This window comes from Thermus sp. NEB1569 (assembly GCF_022385295.1).
Lineage (GTDB): Bacteria > Deinococcota > Deinococci > Deinococcales > Thermaceae > Thermus > Thermus scotoductus.
Map to the genome: position 1 here is coordinate 1,234,837 of NZ_CP092445.1, position 17,540 is coordinate 1,252,376.

General features: G+C 65.9%; 20 protein-coding genes and 1 other RNA gene. 16 read left to right on the forward strand and 5 right to left on the reverse strand.

Annotated features, from left to right (window positions below):
* Window positions 1–2: 2 nt before the first annotated feature.
* Complete coding sequence (gene miaA, locus MI302_RS07105; protein ID WP_126170632.1) at window positions 3–911, reverse strand: tRNA (adenosine(37)-N6)-dimethylallyltransferase MiaA; 909 nt, start codon at window positions 909–911, stop codon at window positions 3–5.
* Between the two features lie 18 nt (window positions 912–929).
* On the opposite strand from miaA, the gene MI302_RS07110 reads away from it, so the two are divergent.
* Complete coding sequence (locus MI302_RS07110; protein WP_015717323.1) at window positions 930–1,337, forward strand: Hsp20/alpha crystallin family protein; 408 nt, start codon at window positions 930–932, stop codon at window positions 1,335–1,337.
* On the opposite strand, the gene MI302_RS07115 is transcribed toward MI302_RS07110, so the two are convergent.
* The 4 genes from MI302_RS07115 to MI302_RS07130 all read right to left on the reverse strand — a co-directional run bounded on the left by MI302_RS07115 (window position 1,331) and on the right by MI302_RS07130 (window position 3,920).
* Window positions 1,331–1,909, reverse strand: coding sequence for a thymidine kinase (locus tag MI302_RS07115; RefSeq protein WP_239725308.1), 579 nt, complete (start codon window positions 1,907–1,909; stop codon window positions 1,331–1,333). The genes MI302_RS07110 and MI302_RS07115 overlap by 7 nt on opposite strands.
* A gap of 230 nt (window positions 1,910–2,139) precedes the next feature.
* Window positions 2,140–3,231, reverse strand: coding sequence for an IS4 family transposase (locus MI302_RS07120; RefSeq protein WP_014514485.1), 1,092 nt, complete (start codon window positions 3,229–3,231; stop codon window positions 2,140–2,142).
* Between the two features lie 210 nt (window positions 3,232–3,441).
* Window positions 3,442–3,657 carry a 50S ribosomal protein L31 gene (gene rpmE, locus MI302_RS07125; RefSeq protein ID WP_015717326.1) on the reverse strand — a complete coding sequence of 72 codons (216 nt, stop codon included), beginning with the start codon at window positions 3,655–3,657 and terminating at the stop codon, window positions 3,442–3,444.
* Window positions 3,658–3,737: 80 nt separating this feature from the next.
* Window positions 3,738–3,920 carry a hypothetical protein gene (locus MI302_RS07130; protein ID WP_019551117.1) on the reverse strand — a complete coding sequence of 61 codons (183 nt, stop codon included), beginning with the start codon at window positions 3,918–3,920 and terminating at the stop codon, window positions 3,738–3,740.
* Between the two features lie 43 nt (window positions 3,921–3,963).
* Here MI302_RS07130 and rnpB point away from each other — a divergent pair.
* From rnpB to ftsA, 15 genes are all read left to right on the forward strand, one after another.
* Window positions 3,964–4,332: RNase P RNA component class A (gene rnpB, locus MI302_RS07135), an RNA gene on the forward strand.
* 186 nt (window positions 4,333–4,518) lie between these two features.
* Entirely contained in the window at window positions 4,519–4,953 is a 435-nt protein-coding gene (gene mraZ / locus MI302_RS07140; RefSeq protein WP_038028266.1) for a division/cell wall cluster transcriptional repressor MraZ, read from the forward strand.
* 6 nt (window positions 4,954–4,959) lie between these two features.
* A complete protein-coding gene (rsmH, locus tag MI302_RS07145; protein ID WP_019551119.1) occupies window positions 4,960–5,820 on the forward strand; it encodes a 16S rRNA (cytosine(1402)-N(4))-methyltransferase RsmH in 861 nt (286 codons plus the stop codon).
* Window positions 5,820–6,083, forward strand: coding sequence for a hypothetical protein (locus MI302_RS07150; RefSeq protein ID WP_239725309.1), 264 nt, complete (start codon window positions 5,820–5,822; stop codon window positions 6,081–6,083). The genes rsmH and MI302_RS07150 overlap by 1 nt, the downstream gene beginning before the upstream one ends.
* On the forward strand, window positions 6,080–7,399 hold the full coding sequence (locus MI302_RS07155; protein WP_239725310.1) for a penicillin-binding protein 2: 1,320 nt from the start codon (window positions 6,080–6,082) through the stop codon (window positions 7,397–7,399). The genes MI302_RS07150 and MI302_RS07155 overlap by 4 nt, the downstream gene beginning before the upstream one ends.
* Complete coding sequence (gene murF / locus MI302_RS07160; protein ID WP_239725311.1) at window positions 7,383–8,693, forward strand: UDP-N-acetylmuramoyl-tripeptide--D-alanyl-D-alanine ligase; 1,311 nt, start codon at window positions 7,383–7,385, stop codon at window positions 8,691–8,693. The genes MI302_RS07155 and murF overlap by 17 nt, the downstream gene beginning before the upstream one ends.
* Window positions 8,681–9,388, forward strand: a complete 708-nt coding sequence (locus tag MI302_RS07165; protein WP_019551123.1) for a hypothetical protein — start codon at window positions 8,681–8,683, stop codon at window positions 9,386–9,388. Before murF ends, MI302_RS07165 begins: the two co-directional genes overlap by 13 nt.
* Entirely contained in the window at window positions 9,379–10,236 is an 858-nt protein-coding gene (locus MI302_RS07170; protein WP_038028286.1) for a phospho-N-acetylmuramoyl-pentapeptide-transferase, read from the forward strand. Before MI302_RS07165 ends, MI302_RS07170 begins: the two co-directional genes overlap by 10 nt.
* On the forward strand, window positions 10,233–11,486 hold the full coding sequence (gene murD, locus MI302_RS07175; RefSeq protein ID WP_239725312.1) for a UDP-N-acetylmuramoyl-L-alanine--D-glutamate ligase: 1,254 nt from the start codon (window positions 10,233–10,235) through the stop codon (window positions 11,484–11,486). The genes MI302_RS07170 and murD overlap by 4 nt, the downstream gene beginning before the upstream one ends.
* Window positions 11,465–12,523: an FtsW/RodA/SpoVE family cell cycle protein gene (locus tag MI302_RS07180; RefSeq protein WP_239725313.1), complete on the forward strand. Its 1,059-nt coding sequence runs from the start codon at window positions 11,465–11,467 to the stop codon at window positions 12,521–12,523. Before murD ends, MI302_RS07180 begins: the two co-directional genes overlap by 22 nt.
* Window positions 12,511–13,530, forward strand: a complete 1,020-nt coding sequence (locus tag MI302_RS07185) for a glycosyltransferase (protein WP_239725314.1) — start codon at window positions 12,511–12,513, stop codon at window positions 13,528–13,530. Before MI302_RS07180 ends, MI302_RS07185 begins: the two co-directional genes overlap by 13 nt.
* Window positions 13,527–14,867: a UDP-N-acetylmuramate--L-alanine ligase gene (murC, locus tag MI302_RS07190; RefSeq protein ID WP_239725315.1), complete on the forward strand. Its 1,341-nt coding sequence runs from the start codon at window positions 13,527–13,529 to the stop codon at window positions 14,865–14,867. The genes MI302_RS07185 and murC overlap by 4 nt, the downstream gene beginning before the upstream one ends.
* Complete coding sequence (locus MI302_RS07195) at window positions 14,857–15,654, forward strand: UDP-N-acetylmuramate dehydrogenase (protein WP_239725316.1); 798 nt, start codon at window positions 14,857–14,859, stop codon at window positions 15,652–15,654. Before murC ends, MI302_RS07195 begins: the two co-directional genes overlap by 11 nt.
* A 33-nt stretch (window positions 15,655–15,687) precedes the next feature.
* Complete coding sequence (locus MI302_RS07200) at window positions 15,688–16,272, forward strand: FtsQ-type POTRA domain-containing protein (protein ID WP_239725317.1); 585 nt, start codon at window positions 15,688–15,690, stop codon at window positions 16,270–16,272.
* On the forward strand, window positions 16,269–17,513 hold the full coding sequence (gene ftsA / locus MI302_RS07205) for a cell division protein FtsA (RefSeq protein ID WP_019551131.1): 1,245 nt from the start codon (window positions 16,269–16,271) through the stop codon (window positions 17,511–17,513). Before MI302_RS07200 ends, ftsA begins: the two co-directional genes overlap by 4 nt.
* Window positions 17,514–17,540: the final 27 nt, after the last annotated feature.

The window sequence follows — 17,540 nt, forward strand, 5'->3', positions numbered from 1 at the left end:
TACTATAGCCCGAAGTGGAGATCAAGCCAGTCCCGAAAGCCCCGGTAAGCCTCCTCCCCTCCCCTCGGCAAATAGGTGACGTCCCCGGGTTCGTGGCGGAACCAGGTGTACTGCCTTTTGGCGTAGGCCTTCACCGCCCGGATATCCCGGGCCAGGGCTTCCTCCAGGCTGTACGCACCCTGAAGGTACCCCACCACCTCCTTGTAGCCGATGGCCTGAAGGGCGGTCGGCATGGCGGGGTACCGCTCCAACAGGCGCTTCACCTCCTCCACCAGACCCCGGGCGAACTGGCACCTGGCCCTTTCCTCCAGTTTGGGAAAAAGCCAGGTGCGCTCAGGCCAGAGAACCAGTTTCCTGTAGGCGAACCGGGGTGGGCGAAGGGGAAAGCGGGCAGGGGGCGTTCCCGTGCGCCTTACTACCTCCAAAGCCCGCACCAGCCGCCTAGGGTTCCTATCCACCCGCAGGGCATCCTCCGGGCTAACCCGGGAAAGCTCGGCCACCAAGGCCTCAAGACCCCTTTCCTCGAGCTCCCGCCGAAGGGCCTCTTGGACCTCTGGATCGGGTGGGGGCAGGGTGGGAAGCCCCTGGGAAAGAGCCCGGATGTAGTACCCCGTCCCCCCAACCACCAAAGGCACCTTTCCCCGGGCCAGGATATCGGCGATGGCCGCCTCCGCCAGCTCCACCCAGCGCACCACGCTCAGGGCCTCGGAGGGCTCCAGGATGTCCACCAGGTGGTGGGGAACCCTTTGCCTTTCCTCCGGACTGGGCTTGTCCGTGCCGATGTCCAGGCCCCGATAGACCATGGTGGCGTCGGCGGAAACCACCTCGAGGGGAAGCTCCTCCCCAAGCCTCAAGGCCAGGAGGGTCTTCCCACTCCCCGTGGGGCCCGCCAGGACCGGGATCGCCTTCACATCCCTTATGCTAAGGGCATGCTGGAGCGCTTAGACCGCCTGGAGACCCTGCGCAAGCTGAAAGAGCTACAGGAGCGCATCGCCGAGCTGGCCTACCAGCTCACAGGGGAGGAACCCGCCGCCTGGACCCCCAAGGTGGACCTCCTCGAGGACGAGGACCACTACGTCCTCCTCGTGGACCTCCCCGGGGTGCGCCCCGAGGATTTGGAGCTTCTGGAGGAGGGAAGCCGCATCACCCTGGCCGGGATCCGCCATCCCCTGCCCGGGGTCTACCTCCTGGAGGAACGGCCCATGGGCACCTTCCGCCGCACCCTGGACCTGCCCGGCCCCATCGAGGAGGGCACCGCCCAGGCAAGCCTCCGGCAAGGGGTGTTGGAGGTGCGCTTCAAGAAGCGCAAAGGGGCTCCCCTGCCCCTCTCTCAGTAGCGCACCTGGTGGCAGGCCCGGCAACGGGGCTCGTAGTGCTCCTTGGCTCCCACCAGGATCACGGGGTCCGTGTAGCGGGCGGGCTTCCCGTTCACCAGGCGCTGCGTGCGGGTGGCAGGGGCTCCGCACTGGGCGCAGATGGCCGTAAGCTTCTCCACGAACTCCGCCTGGGCCAAAAGCTCGGGCATGAGGCCGAAGGGCTCACCCCGGAAGTCCAAATCCAGCCCCGCCAGGATCACCCGTACGCCCTGGCAGGCCAGATCCTCCGCCAGGGAGAGAAGGCCGGCATCCAAAAACTGGACCTCGTCCACCGTCACCACCTGGGGCAAGGGGGATAGGTACGCCTTGATTTCCCTGGCATCGCCCACGGGGATGGCCTCCACCCGCTGGCCGTCGTGGCTCACCACCTGGCTTTCGTGGTAGCGGGTGTCCAGCCGGGGCTTGAACACCAAAACCCGCTGCCGGGCGATGAGGGCCCGCTTGACCCTGCGGATGAGTTCCTCGCTCTTGCCCGAGAACATGGGCCCGGTGATAACCTCAATCCAACCCTGACGATGCAGTACCGGGGGCATCCTGGCCCAGATTCTACCCGGGCATAGGATATACTTTCTCCAAAATGGCGGCCTTGGACCGGGTTCGGAGGATGCTGGAGGAAGGCTCTGAGGGGAAGGCCCTGGTCTTTCTTTGCCAACTCCCCTCAACCCCCACGAAGAGGCCCTGGCCCGCGCTTATGACGAATAGCTAGCGGAAGGAGCGATCCTGGGGAAGAGGGGACGATAAAAGCACATCTGCCCCATTCCCCCTATGTACACGTCAAAACCTCCATAGGGCATAACCCCAAGGGACTTCCGCGCCTTCCTCCCCCTGCACCCCAGAGGGCAAGCGCCCAAAGGGTGAGCAGGTCCAGCCCCGCCCGGAAGAGGCTCTGTCCCAGCCTCCCGTGCTTCTTGGGCCTCACCGGACGCACCCGGTGCAGCACAAGCCCCGTCCGAAACGCCCACACGAAGGCCAGGCTCAAGGGGACCAAAAGCCGCGAAAGCCTCTCCCCCCGCGTCACGTGCGTGGCCTCCAGGTCAAATCCCCGCCCCTTCAGGGCCCCAAAGAGCCGCTCTATCCCCCACCTGAGCCCGTACACCTCCAGCACCCGGTGAGGGTCCAGGTCCGTAGCCACAATCAGCCACTCCCGGACCCCAAGGCGCAACCCCACCACCCACATGCGCCGCCCGTAGACCCAGTACCGCCGCCTGGGCACCCGGCTCTCTCCCACCTTCAGGGAGGCAAAGAGCTCCCAGGCCCGAGGGCCCGAGCCCAACCGCCACATCCGGGTGTTGGCCTTGATTCGGATGCACCGGGGGATGCCCTTCTCCTCCAGGTACCGGAACCACGCCTCCCCTATGAACTCCCGATCCGCCAGGAACCCCTCCACCCGGAGGTGGGGGAAGTGGGCCCTCAGGAAAGCCAAGGCCCTCTCCATCAGGGCGATGCGTTCGGGGGTGGAGGAGTTGCCGTCGTGGGGAAGGAAGCTCCAGAACAGGGGGACGGCCAGGCCTTGGTACAGGAAGGCCAGCATCAGGAGGTTGACCTTGCTCTTCCCCAGCTCCCACTCGGTCCGGTCCATGACCAGGAGGAGCCCTTGGGGTCGGAGGAGGGCGAAGATGAAGCGGGCATAGCCCTCCCCGTCCAGCCCCGGCCAGGCCAAGAACCGCTGGAACCTTCGGTAGGCGGAGCGGGGGTCAGGGCTGGCTATGGAGCCGAGGGAAAGAGCGAGTCTGGGGCCGCTTGTGGTGCGGGCGGTGACCAGAGCCATCACCAGGGCGGCCAGGAAGGTGAGGCGCCTGAGGTCGGCCTTCCAGTATCGCTTCAAGGCGTTGATGAGTGGGGTAAGCTGTTCCATGGGGACCACCTCCTATGGGTACCTGCCCATCCACGTGGGCGCAGGTCCATCCTAAAGGGGTGGTCCCACGTTTTGACGTGTACTGAGCCATTCCCCATAGAAGTGCTGGGAATAAGCCGAAGGGAGCCGCCACGGGAAACCCTGTTCCTGACCCTAACCACGGAAACGGCGAGGCCCTTTAAGGCCTCGCCGGAGACCAAAAACCTGCCCTTACCGTCCCTTGCGGTAGGAATCCCCGTAGCGGCGCTGGAAGCGTTCCACGCGGCCTTCCGTGTCCACGAAGCGCTGCTGCCCCGTGTAGAAGGGGTGGCAGTTGCTGCACACTTCCACGTGGATCTCCGGGCGGGTGGAATAGGTGTGGATGACGTTGCCGCAACCGCAGATGATGCGGGCGGGAACCAGCTTGGGGTGGATGCCTTCCTTCACGTTTCGCCTCCTTTCGCACGGTCTTGGCCGTGCGCAAAACCATCTCCTACTCTACCAGGACCCCGGGGCATCCCGCAACCTCAAGGCGGGGGCAGGCGACGCCACCTGGGTCCGAAGAGGCGGCGGCGTAGCCGCTCCCAGGCCATCCAGAACACCCCTACCCCCACGCCCAAAACCGCCAGGAGCCAGAGAATCCCCAAAACCCCAAGCCCCACCAGGGCGAAAAAGAGGAGGAGAAGGGGCAGATACCAGGGAAGCCTCACGCCTTCACTTTACTCCCTAACTGGACTAGAATAAAGGATGCCCCAGGACAGGGGGGCGGTCGCGCCCGGGAGCCGAACCTCCCGGGTGAGGAAAGTCCGGGCACCATAGGGCAGGGTGCCAGCTAACAGCTGGGCGGGGTAACCCGACGGAAAGTGCCACAGAGAAAAGACCGCCAGCGGCCAGGCCAAGGCCTGGTGCGGGCAAGGGTGAAACGGTGGGGTAAGAGCCCACCGCGCCTCCTGGAAACAGGGGCGGCACGGCAAACCCCACCCGGTGCAAGGCCCAGTAGAGGGGAAGGGCTTGCCCGGCCCGCCACAACCCCTGGGATGGGCCGCTTGAGGCCGGCGGCGACGCCGGTCCCAGAGAGATGACCGCCGAAAACAGAACCCGGCTTACGCCCTATCCTGGGGCTCCCCAAGCTTCGGCTTGGGGTTTTTCTTTGCATCCGGGGTGGGAACCAAGTGGGACCTAGGTGGGAGGTAGTGGAAAACTGTGGGGAATCCGTGCTATACTCCTGGGCAAGAACTCCTCTGCGGGTAAGGCTCCAAACCGGACGCCCAAGCCCAGCCAGCCCCAGAGGGTGGGACCAGGTGGGAAATGCCCTTCGGCGAGTATCAGTACAGCCTGGACGACAAGGGGCGGGTGGTGATCCCCGGCCCCTTCCGGGATTTCCTCGAGGACGGCCTGGTGCTCACCCGCGGAATGGAGGGCTGCCTCTACGTCTTTCCCTCGGACCGCTGGCGCAAGATTGAGGAGCAGCTGGTCAACCTCCCCCTCACCGACGCCCAGGCCCGGGCCTTCGTGCGCTTCTTCTACTCCGGGGCCCACAAAACCCGCATGGACAACGCCTCCCGGGTCCTGATTCCCCCACCCCTCCGCCAGTTCGCTGGTCTTCAGGAAGGTGGGGAGGTGGTGATCGCCGGCGCCCCGGGACGGCTGGAGATCTGGAGCCAGGAACGCTGGTGGAAGACCATTGAGGAGATCATGCAAAACCCCCCGGCCCCCGAGGCCCTCAAGGGGCTTATCGGATAGGAGACTATGGACGCCATTACCGAGCACATTCCCGTTCTTTACGAAGAAGTTCTAAACCTCCTGCAAGTCCGCCCGGGGCAGGTGTACGTGGACGCCACCTTGGGGGGGGCTGGGCACACCAAGGGCATCCTGGAACGCGGAGGCCTGGTCATCGGCCTGGACCAGGACCCCGAGGCCGTGGCCCGGGCAAGGGCCCTGGGACTCCCTGGGCTTAGGGTTTTTCAGCGGAACTTTCGCCATCTAAAGGAAGTCCTCCAGGAGGCCGGGGTTAGCCAGGTGGCGGGCATCCTGGCGGATCTAGGGGTGAGCAGCTTCCACCTGGAGGATCCCAAGCGGGGCTTCAGCTACCAGAGGGAAGGTCCCCTGGACATGCGCATGGGGGAGGAGGGCCCCACCGCCTACGAGGTGGTGAACACCCTTCCCTTGGAAGACCTCCGGCGGATCCTGTTGGACCTGGGGGAGGAGAAGCAGGCCCATCGCATCGCCAAGGCCATCGTGGAGAGAAGGCAGAAAGCCCCCATCCGCACCACCCTGGAGCTGGCCGAGGTGGTGCGGCGGGCGGTGGGCTTCCGGAAGGCAGGACACCCCGCCCGTAAAACCTTCCAGGCCATCCGGATGTACGTGAACAACGAGCTGGGTGCCCTGGAGGAGTTCCTCAGGCAAGCCGAGGAGGTTTTGGCCCCTGGAGGAAGGCTTCTGGTCATCACCTTCCACTCCCTGGAAGACCGGGTGGTGAAGCGCTTCCTGAAGGAAAGCAGCCTCAAGATACTCACCAAAAAGCCCATCACCCCAAGCCCAGAGGAGGTAGCGAAGAACCCCAGGTCCCGTAGCGCCAAGCTCAGGGCGGCGGAGAAGGAGGTGGCCTGATGCACCGCCAGGGAAGCCTGGGCACAACCCTTCGCTTCGGCCTCCTCTACCTCCTAGCCCTCCTTCTGGTCTTCGCCGTGGGCCACCGCAACCAAATGGAGAAGGCGCACCTGGCCAAGATGGAAGAGGAGCTCGCCAGGTTCAAAGCCCGGGAGGAAGCCTTGCTCAAGGAGAGGTGGCAGGCCAACGAGCCCCACCGGGTGCTCTCCTGGGCCAAGGAAAAGGGCTTCGTGCCCATGAGCCAAGGGAGGTGGGGGGAGTGACCGTAGGGGTAAGCCGGGTCTCCTGGGTTTTTCTGGGATTCGCCCTCTGGGTGGCCCTCTTCGGCTTGGGCCTTTACAGCCTGATCGCCCGCCCTCCAAGGCTCTCCGCTCCCTTGCCTCCCGCCGCTCCCCCTCGAGGCACCCTGTATGCCCAGGATGGCACCCCCTTGGCCCTGGACCTCGAGGAAGGGCGCTACTACCCCCTGGGAAAAAGCGCCAGCCAGCTCCTGGGCTTCGGGGAACGGGGCACGGGGAAGGGGCTTGAGGGGCTGGAACGGGATTTGAACGGGGCCCTGGAGGCAGGCCGCTCCTTCACCCTCACCCTGGACCCCTGGATCCAAGCCCTGGCGGAGAAGGCCCTCTGGGAGGGCCTGGCGCGAAGCCGGGGAGCCTTTGGCACCCTGCTGGTCATGGACCGGGAAGGCAACCTCAGGGCCGTGGCCAACGGGCCAGCCTTTGATCCCCTAGCCCCCAGGGGGGATCCCAACCGGGACATCTCCTGGCGGAACCACGCCTTTCTCGTACCCCTGGAGCCCGGTTCCACCATGAAGGCCCTCACCGCCGCCATGCTCATAGAAGAAGGAGCGGCCAGCCTCACCACCCCCGTGGAAGCCCCCATGCAGAGAGTGGTGGACGAATGGACCATCCGGGATGTGATTCCCCACCCTTCCGTCCTCACCCTGGCCGAGGTGCTTCGCTACTCCTCCAACGTGGGCATCAGCCTGCTGGCCGAGGCGATGCCCAAGCAGGAGTTTTACCGTTATATGGAACGACTACACCTCACTGACCCCACCCTCCTGCCCGGGGTCAGGGTGGCTAGCCCAGTCGTTACCCCTCCCCGTACCTGGAGCTCCGCCGCCTACGCCAACCACACCTTCGGCCAGGGTTTCCTTATCACTCCCCTTCACCTCACCGCTGCCTTCAACACCCTGGTGGACGGCCTCTACCGCCCACCCAGGCTCTTCGCCCAGCAAGAAGGCCAGCCTGAGCGGGTCTTCTCCCCCGCCACCGCCAGGGCCATCCGCCAGGCCCTGAAAGAAGGCCTTGCTCCCCGTGCCTCCCTAGCAGGGTACCCCTTGGCGGGCAAGACCGGAACCGCCCAGGTGGTGGTAAACGGAAAGTATTCCAAGGAGGTTTTTACCGCCTGGTTCGCCGGGTTCGTTCCCGGGGATGAGCCCCTTTACACCGTGGTGGTGGCCGTACACCACCCCAAGGGGGAGATCAACGGCAGCCAGGTGGCCGCCCCCATCTTCCGGGAGGTGGCCGCCGGGCTCTTGGCGTACCGGGGCATACCCCCCTATGCTGAAGGGCGGTGAGTGGCTTGTGTATCTTCATCATGTTAGGGAAGTAACGCCGGAGTGGGTGGCCAGGGCCACCGGGGGAAGGCTTCACCCTGGGGGAAAAGCCGTGCACGACCTCCACTGGGATAGCCGCGAGACCACCCCCGGCAGCCTCTTCGTGGCCTTGCCCGGGAAACGGGTCCATGGACGGGAGTATGTGGACGAAGCCCGGGCCAAAGGAGCCCACCTGGTCCTCTCCGACCGTCCAGGACCCGCCACGGTGGAGGTGGCGGACACCCACCAGGCCCTTCTCCACCTGGGAAGGGCCTTGCGGGAGCTTTTCCCCGGCCAGGTGGTGGCGGTGGGAGGCAGCTCGGGCAAAACCACCACCAAGGAAGCCCTGGCCCAAGGCCTGGGGTTCCCCGCTCCTCCGGGCAACCAGAACACGGCTCCGCCTCTCGCCCGCTTTCTCCTGAGGCTGGATCCCCAGGCCCCGGGCTGCGTGGTGGAGCTCGGGGTGGATCGGGTGGGCGAGATGGCCGAGCTCATGGGCCTGGCCAGGCCGCACCTTGCGGTACTCACCGCCTTGGGAGAGGAACACCTGGAAGCCTTCGGCAGCCTCCAGGGAGTGGTGGAGGAGGAAGCCGGCCTGCTCTCCGCCCCCCAGGCCCTGGTGAGCCTCCAGGCGGCCGAGGTCCTGGAGCGCTTCGGCCGGGGCCGGGGCCTTCCCACTTACGGCTTTGGCGAGGCCACCTTCCGGGGAGAGGACCTGAGGCTTCTCCTTCACGAAAGCCGCTTCCGCTACGGGGCCCTCGAGGTCCATATCCCCTACCCCGGCATGGGCCCGGCCCTGGCCGCCTTGGCCGCCTTGGGGGTGGCGGAGATGCTGGGCCAGGATCCCAAGGAAGTGGCGGAGAGGCTAGCCCACCTGGTGCTTCCCCCGGGGCGGATGGAGCGGCGGGAAAAGGATGGGGTGGTGTTCTTGAACGACGCGTACAACGCCAACCCCCTTTCGGTGAAAGCGGGCCTGGCCTGGCTGGCCCTGCAACCCGGCAGGAAGTGGGTGGTCCTGGGGGAGATGCGGGAACTGGGGGAGGAAGCCCTAAGGCTTCACCTGGAAGTGGCCCAGGAAGCAGCCCGGCTGGGCCTTAAGCCCCTGTACCTGGGTCCCTACGCCAAGGCCCAGGCCTCCTTAGACGGGGAAGCAGCAGAGGGCCTCGAGGAAGCCGTAGGTTGGCTCAAGGAACGGGTTCAGCCTGGGGACCTGGTCTACCTGAAGGCCTCGAGGAGCGTGGGTCTGGAAAGGATTCTGGAGCTATGGGACGCCTGAACGCCCTGGCCCTTCTCGCCCTCCTCAGCGCCTGTGCTCCCCTCCAGGCCACTGCCCCTGTGCTTTCCTACCCAGGCGGCTTTGCTGAGGGAGGATGGGTGACGGGCCGCTTCTTTGTGGCCCTGCCAGGACCTCCCCTCTTGCTGGATGCTGACCAGCAAAGCCTCTACGCCGCCTACCCGTACCAGCTTCTCATCTACCGGGATGGCTATTGGCAAAGCCTTCCCCTGCCGGGCATCCCACGATTTCTTAGGGCCTCTTCAGGGAAAGTGGTCGTGGGGCTAGGAGAAGGCGTGTACACGGAGGAAGAATTTCTCCCCTACCCTGCCCGGGACGCCGCCTGGAGCCATGAAGGGCTCTTCTGGGTAGGAGAAAAGGGGCTTTACCGGGAAGCCACCCTTCTCCGCCCGGGGGCTTTCTCCCAGGTAGTGGCCTTGGACGCCGGGGTGGTGGCCCTGGGCCAGGAAGCCTACTTCTACCCGGAGGGCCTCCTCCTCCCCCTGCCCCAGGTTGTCCGCAAAGCCCAGCCCGGGGCCTGCGGGGTGGTGGCCCTCATGGAAGGCTGGGTCTACTTGGTGCGGCCTGAGGGAGCCAAACCAGTGGCGGAAGCCCAGGACTTTGCCGCCTGGGGAGAAACCCTCTACCTCACCCCGGGCAGGCGGGTGGTTTCCTGCAAGGAGGTGGTATGGCCCTAGCCCTTCTCCTCTCCTGGTTCCTCACGGCAGTCTGGATCGTGTTCATGAGAAGCCTGGGCCTGGGCAAGAAGGTGCGTACCGACGGGCCTCAAAGCCACCTGGCCAAGCAGGGTACCCCCAGCATGGGGGGTGTGGCCTTTCTCCTGGCCGGCTTTCTGGCCTACAGCCTGATAGGGCGGGACGGGTTCGCCGGCCTTTGGCTCCTGGGCCTGGGCTTCGCCCTCCTGGGGCTTTTGGACGACCTGGGGGGAAGCCTCGCCCGGCCCCTAAGGGCCCGCGAGAAACTCGCCCTGCAGACCCTCATGGCCCTGATCTTTGCCCTTTGGGCGGTGCGGGAGGTGGCCTACACTCCCTGGCCCCTTGCGGATGTGCTCCTCATCCTCCTGGCGGTGGTGGGCGCGGCCAATGCCTTCAACTTCACGGATGGTCTGGATGGGCTTTTAGCCAGCATCGCCGCCGTGCTCCTCCTTCCCTTTTACCCTTACCCCTTTGCCCAAACCCTCCTGGGCGCCCTCCTGGGATTCCTCTGGCACAACGCCCCCCGGGCCAAGGTCTTCATGGGGGACACGGGAAGCCAGGCCCTGGGGGCCATGCTGGCCGGGCTTTTCACCCTTACGGGAAAGCTTTGGCTTCTGCCCTTGGCAGGCATCATCCCCGTACTGGAGGTGCTCTCCGTGGTGGTTCAGGTCCTCTACTTCCGGAGGACGGGGAAGCGCCTTCTGCGCATGAGCCCCCTGCACCACCACCTGGAGCTTTCCGGATGGGAGGAAAGCAAGATCGTCTTCCGCTTCACCGTCCTCACCGCCTTGGCCACGGCCTTGGCCTTCAGCCTGGGGGGAGGAGCATGATCCTGGTCTATGGGCTGGGACGAAGCGGACTTGGGGTTCTGCGCTTCTTGAGGAAGCGGGGACTTCCCGCCCGCTTCTACGACGACTATTCCAAGGAAATAGAGGTGCAGGAGGCTTTGAACCTGGGCTTTACTCCGGACTGGAACCTGGAGGGGGACTACCCGGAGGTGGTGGCCGCCCCTGGGGTACCCTTTTTCCACCCCCACCTCGAGGCCCTGAAGGCCCGCGGGGCCCTGATCCTTGGGGAGGCCGAGCTGGCCTACCGCCTCTCCTCCACTCCCATCATCGGCATCACCGGCACCGCCGGCAAAACCTCCACCACCCTCTTCACCGCCCATCTCCTTAGGGGGCAGGGGCTTAAGGCCCTGGAAGGGGGCAACGTGGATCCCCCCTTGGTAAGCGTGGTGGACGAGGCTGAGGTGGCGGTGGCCGAGCTTTCCAGCTTCCAGCTGGAAAGGATCCACGTCTTCCGCCCCCGGGTGGCGGTCCTCCTTAACCTGGGGGTGGACCACCTGGACCGGCACGGAAGCGTGGAAGCCTACCACCAGGCCAAGCTGAACCTCCTCAAGAACCTCACCCCTGAGGACGCCCTGGTCTACAACGAAGGGGACCCCAAGGTGCGGCAAGCGGCCCTGGCCTCCCCCGCCCGGCTCTACCCCTTTACCCCGGGGAACTCCCCCAGGGAAACCAACCTAAGAGCGGCCCTCGAGGCGACCCGGGCCTACCTGGAACTCCTGGGCCGCCCCTTGAACACCGATCTTCTTCAAGAAAGCTTAAAAACCCTCCCCTCCCCTCCCCATCGCTTCCAGATCTTTGCCCGGAAGGGGGAGGTGGTTTTCATCGATGATTCCATCGCCACCCGCACTCCCTCGGTGGCCGCTGCCCTGGAGGCCGCCCCGGCCCCCATCGCCTGGATCCTGGGCGGGGAGGACAAGGGAGCCGACCTCGAGGCCCTACGCCCTCTCCTTTCCCGGGTACGGGTGGTTTTGGCCACCGGCCGGGATGGCCCCAAGATGGCCGAGGCCTTAGGGGGTGGGGTGGAGGTGGTGGTCCTCCCCCAGACCGATGGACGGGCCGCCCTACGGCAGGCGGTGGCCGAGGCCTTAAAGCGCCTGGAACGGGGAAGCGTCCTCCTGGCTCCCCTGGCCGCCAGCTTCGATCAGTTCAGGGACTACCAGGACCGCGCCCAAGCCTTCCGGGAAGCGGTCTACGCCCTAGGAGGTGAGCCATGGATCCCATCCTCCTCCTAAGCGCCCTTCTCCTCATGGCCTTCGGCCTCCTGGGGGTGGGGGTGGCCGAGCCAACCCTCCTTCCCAACCATCTCCTTCGCATCAGCGTGGCGCTTGGGGCCATGATCCTGGGCCTTCTCCTGCCTCCCGCAAGGCTCCTTCGCCACGCCCGCTTCCTGCTTGCCGCCACCTTCGTTCTCCTCGCGTTGGTCCTCATGGTGGGAAGCGGCCCGGGAGGGGTGCGGCGGTGGTTTTACCTGGGGCCCTTAGCCTTCCAACCCTCGGAACTCGCCAAGGTGGTGCTGGTTTATTACCTGGCTTCCTTCGTGGGGCGGAAGGGAAACGACTACCCCATCGTGGGCGCCGCAGCCCTGGTGGGCCTCACCGCAGGGCTGGTGCTGGTGGAACCCGACTTCGCCACTGCCCTCTTCCTGGTAACCCTGGCTGGCCTCCTCTTTATCCTGGCGGGGGTACCCTGGCGGAGGCTCATCATGGTGAGCCTGGCAGGGACCATGGTCCTAGCCCCCTTTTCCGGGATCTACTTCGCCCGCTTCCGCTATGTGTCCGAGCGCTTTACGGGCTTTGTGGATTACCTTCAAGGTGAAGCCAGCCCCTCCCAGACCGCCTACCAGGTTCTCCAGGCCCAGAAGGCCCTGATCCTGGCCGGTCCCCTTGGCCAGGGTCCTTCCGGCAACCTGCCGCACCTGCCCGAGGCCCACAACGACATGGTCTTTGCCAGCGTGGTCTTCGCCACCGGCTGGCTGGGAGGGTTCATGGTGCTCTTGCTCTACTTCCTTCTCTTCGCCCGGGGGCTCTCCCTGGCCCTCAGGCTCCCTGGACCCTTGGGGTTGGTGGCCCTGGGCCTTACCCTTTACCTCACCCTGCAGGCTGCTTTGAACATCGGGGTGACCGTGGGGTTCCTGCCGGTCACGGGGGTACCCCTTCCCCTGGTTTCCTATGGGGGAAGCTCCCTTTTGGTTTCCAGCTTCGCCGTGGGCGCCCTGATGCGCCTGGCCCGGGAAGCGTCCAGGAAGGGGGTGGAGCCATGGTCCTCCTGACCGGGGGCGGAACCGGGGGGCACCTTTTCCCCGCCTTGGCGGTGGCGGAGGAACTTAGGAGGCGGGGCCTCGAGGTCTTCTACCTGGGAAGCCAAGGGGGCCTCGAGGCCCGCCTCCTCCCCGAGACCTCCCTCCCCCACGCCTTGATCCCCGCAGGCAAGCTGGACCGAAGTGCCTTCAGGCCAAAGGAAGCCCAGAAACTCCTCCTAGGCCTTAGGGCCGCCTGGCGCCTTCTTGTTGGGACAAGGCCCAGGGCCATCCTCTCCACCGGAGGGTACGCCGGGTTTCCCGGGGCCATGGTGGGGGAACTTAAGGGGATTCCCGTCCTCCTCCACGAGCAAAACGCCAAGCTGGGTCTGGCCATAAGGCTCCTCGCCCCCCTGGCCCGGGGTCTCGCCCTCTCCGTGCCGGTAACCCTTTCCCCCGGGCTTGCCCGCAAGGCCCGGGTCACCGGTTACCCCGTGCGGGAGGTACGCTACCCCAAGGCCGAGGCCAAGGCCAGGCTGGGCTTTCCCCCGGACAAGCCCTTGCTCCTCATTCTCGGGGGAAGCCAGGGCAGCCTGGAGCTCAACGAGAAGCTCCCTCCCCTGCTGAAACCCCTACGCCTCCCTGTCCTTCACCAGGTGGGGGAGCGCTGGCTGGAGCGTTACCGGCATCTGGAGGAAGATGGCTACCGGATTGCGGGGTTCGTGGACGCACCCCTGGCCATGAGCGCCGCGGATCTCCTCCTTGCCCGGGCCGGGGCGGGCACCCTGGCGGAGGCTGCCTACCACCGCCTCCCCGCCTTGCTGTTTCCCCTTTCCCCCAGCCTGGACGGAGGTGCCCAGGCGGCCAACGCCCAAGCCTACCGGCAGGCAGGTGGGGCGGAGCTTGGGGATCTGGCGAGGCTTGCCAAGCAGGTGGAAGGGATCCTGGCCCACCCCGAGCCCTACCGGGAGGGTATGGCCCGCCTTTCCCCTGAGGGCGCCGTGGGCAGGCTGGCGGATTGGCTGGAGGAATTCCTATGACACGGGTACACATCATGGGCCTCGAGGGAGTGGGCATGAGCGCCTTGGCCCGCCTCCTACGGGGAGAAGGAATAGAGATAACCGGGTGCGACCTAGCCCCTGGCCGGCGGGCGGAAAGCCTGGGGGTCCCGGTCCATAGGGGCCATGATCCCGGCCATCTCCAGGAGGAGGACACCCTGGTGGTTCCCACTCCCATCCCCCTGGACCACCCCGAGGTGGAGGAAGCCAGGCGCAAGGGGATGCAGGTGCTGAGGAGGATGGAGCTTCTTGCCCATCTGCTAAGGCAAAGACCCTCCTTGGGGGTTACGGGTACCCACGGCAAGACCACCACCACGGGGATGCTGGCCAGCATCCTCCTGGCCGCGGGCCTGGATCCCTGGGTACTCCTCGGGGGCGAGCTTTCCCTCCTACCTGGAAACGCCCGCTTCGGCCTCGGCCCCCGCCTGGCGGAGGTGGACGAGTCCGATCCCCTCTTCCAGGAGGTGGAGGTGGCGGTGGCGGTGGCCACCAACCTCGAGGCGGACCACATCGCTCCCGCCGGGCAAAGGGCCCCCAACTACCATGCGAGCCTGGAGGAGTTGGAAAAAGCCATGCGGGGCTTTTTGAGCAGGGCCAAGACGGTGGTGGTGCCCACCTTCGACCCCAGGCTTCTAAGGCTTTCCCAGGGATTCCCCAGGAAGCTTTTCGGGGAGGGAGGGGATCTTTGGGCCGAGGAAACCGAGCTTGGACCCACGGGAAGCCGTTTCCAGCTCGTGTACCAAGGCCGGACCCTGGGGGAGGCCAGGCTCCAAGTCCCGGGCGCTCACAACGTGCAAAACGCCCTGGCTGCCGCCTTAGCCGCTCTAAGCTTCGGGGTGGAACCCAAGGCCATCCTCGAGGGCCTGGCCCGTTTCCCGGGGGTGGGGCGCCGGTTCCAAAAAATCGGAGAAGTGCGGGGTGCGTGGGTGGTGGACGATTACGCCCACCATCCCACGGAGCTAAAGGCCACCCTGGCCACCGCCAAGCTCCTGGGCCGCCGGGTTCGGGTGCTCTTCCAGCCCCACCGCCTCCTCCGTACCCAGGAGCTTTGGGAAGGCTTTGCCGAGGCCCTATCCTCCGCACACGAAGTGGTGGTTCTTCCCGTGTACACCGCAGGGGAAAAGGCGGGTATCACCCCCGAAGCCCTTTCCCGAAGGATCGCCGAACGGCTTCTGGCCCTGGGGAAATCTGCCCGTTTTCTGGACAAGGAGGAGGCCTTGGCCTACGCCAGGGCCACCGCCACCCCAGAGGACCTCTGGCTCACCCTGGGGGCCGGGGACGTGACGGAGCTCGCCTGGAGGCTCGTCCATGAGGATTGAACAGGTGCTTCTTAAGGACTACACCACCTTAGGGGTGGGAGGCCCGGCGGAGCTTTGGACCGTGGAAACCCAGGAGGACCTCCTTAAGGCCACGGAGGCTCCTTACCGGGTCCTGGGGAATGGCTCCAACCTTCTGGTAATGGACGAGGGGGTGCCCGAAAGGGTGATCCGCCTTGCAGGGGAGTTCGCCACCTATGACCTAAGGGGCTGGGTGGGAGCGGGGGTCCTCCTTCCCCTCTTGGTACAGGAGGCTGCCCGCCAAGGGCTTTCCGGCCTCGAGGGCCTCCTCGGCATCCCCGCCCAGGTGGGGGGTGCGGTCAAGATGAACGCGGGCACCCGGTTCGGGGAGATGGCGGATGCCCTCGAGGCGGTGGAGATCTTCCACGAGGGCCGTTTTCACATCTACCTCCCCCAGGAACTGGGCTTCGGCTACCGCCAAAGCCGCCTCCCCCCCGGGGGCATCGTAACCCGGGTCCGCCTGAAGCTGAAAGAGCGCCCCCTGGAGGAGATAAGGCGGCGCATGGCCGAGGTGGACGCCGCCAGGAAGGGCCAGCCCAAGCGGAAAAGCGCCGGCTGCGCCTTCAAAAACCCCCCGGGCCACTCCGCAGGAAGGCTCATAGACGAACGGGGCCTCAAGGGCCTCAGGGTGGGCGATGCCATGGTATCCCTAGAACATGGAAACTTTATCGTTAATCTGGGACGGGCCACGGCCAAGGACGTGTTGGAACTCCTAAAGCGGATCCAGGAAGAACTTCCCCTGGAGCTGGAGTGGGAGGTGTGGCCTTGAGGTTTAGTGGCTTTTTCACAGGTGGGGATTAAGATGTGGGGGATGAGGCTTCTGCTGGCCTTGCTCCTCGCCGCCACCATATATGTGGCCAGCCTGGTGCTCTTCCCCGTGGAACACATCGTGGTGATGGGCAACCAGCATCTGAAAACCGAGGAGATCCTCGCCCGCACCCAGCTCTATGCGGGCGAGCCCTGGCTTTGGATTCGCTCCGACCGCCTCCAAGGCCTTCGGCGGGATCCCTGGGTGGCGGAAGCCCGGCTGGAGAAGCCCCGAGTAGGAGAGGTTCGCCTGATCCTGAGGGAACGGGAGCCCTTCCTTCCCCTGGCGGACGGCAACGCCTTGGCCACCGACGGGACCGTGCTTCCAGGAGGGGCCCCCATGGCCAAGGGCCCCCGGGTGGAGGGCGAAGGTCCCCTACCGGTCCAAGACCTCCTGGCCTTAGCCCGCGCCTACCCCGAGGCCACCCGGCTTCGCTACACGCCCGCCGGGTTCTGGGTGGAAACACCCCAGGGCGTGGCCTTTGCCCCGGAAGCCCAGCTTCTAATAAAGTATGCCCAGGCGGGCGTACCAAAGGGCAGGGTTTACCTGTATTCTTGGGGGGTGAGTGTAAGCCCATGATTATCGCTGGATTGGACGTCGGCACCAGCAAGGTCACCACCGTGATCGGGGAACTGGCCCCCGATGGCGTGCTGGATATCATCGGCGAGGGCAACGTGCCCTCCCAGGGCTTGAAGCGGGGCGTGGTGGTCAACCTGGAGCGCACCACGGAGGCCATCCGCCAAAGCGTCCACCAGGCGGAGAGGGTGGCCGGGGTGAAGGTGGAGCGGGTCATCCTGGGGGTGGGAGGACCCCATCTCAAAAGCGTGACCAGCCACGGCCTGGCCGCCATCCGCCGGGGTCAGAGCATCAGCGCCGCCGACGCGGAGCGGGCCATCGAGCAGGCCAAGGCCTACCCCTTTGACACCGACCTGGAGCTCCTGCACGCCCTGCCTCTGGAGTTCAAGGTGGACGGCCAGGAGGGCATCCGCGATCCCGTGGGCATGGCGGGAGTGCGCCTCGAGGTGGACGTGCACCTGGTGGCCGCAGGCCGTGGGCCTTTGGCCAACCTGCGCCGGGCGGTGGGGGAAGCGGGTCTGGAGATCGAGGCCCTGGTGGCCCAACCCCTGGCCAGCGGTCTCGGCGTGCTGTCCCCCGAGGAGGAACACATGACCGTACTCCTCCTGGACGTGGGTGGGGGCACCACCGAGGTGGCGGTCTTCCGGGAAGGCCGTCTGGCCCACTCCTCCGTTCTGCCCTTGGGTGGGGATCACGTGACCCAGGACATCGCCCAGCTCCTCAAGATCCCCTTCGAGGAGGCAGAAAGAGTGAAGCGCAAGTACGGGGCAGCCTTGCCGGAGCTGGCGGATCCCGAGCTGGTTCTGGAGATCAACCAGGAAGGAGGGTCCTTGGGCGAGGTGCCCGCCCCCGAGCTCGCCCGCATCATCCGCCCCCGCCTGCGGGAGATCCTGCACCTGGCCCGCCAGTCGGTGGACGAGGCCCTAGGACCCTTGGAGATCAAGGTCAATCGGGTCATCCTCACCGGGGGAAGCGCCCTTCTTAAGGGCTTTGACCTCCTGGCAAGGCAGCAGTACGGCCTTCCCGTGCGGGTGGGTAAGCCCCATGGGGTTTCCGGGCTCACCGACGTGGTGGCCACCCCCGCCCACGCCACCGCCGTGGGCTTGGTCCGGTACGCCACCACCTTGCCCCTCACCGCACCCGAGCCCCGGAGGGCCCGGGAAAGGAGGGAACGGCGTGAGGAAAAGGCTAAGGGTGAGGGTCTTTGGGCGAGGATCAAGGAGATTCTGAATAACCTGTTCTAGTTCTGGATCTATTTGGGGAGAGGAGGC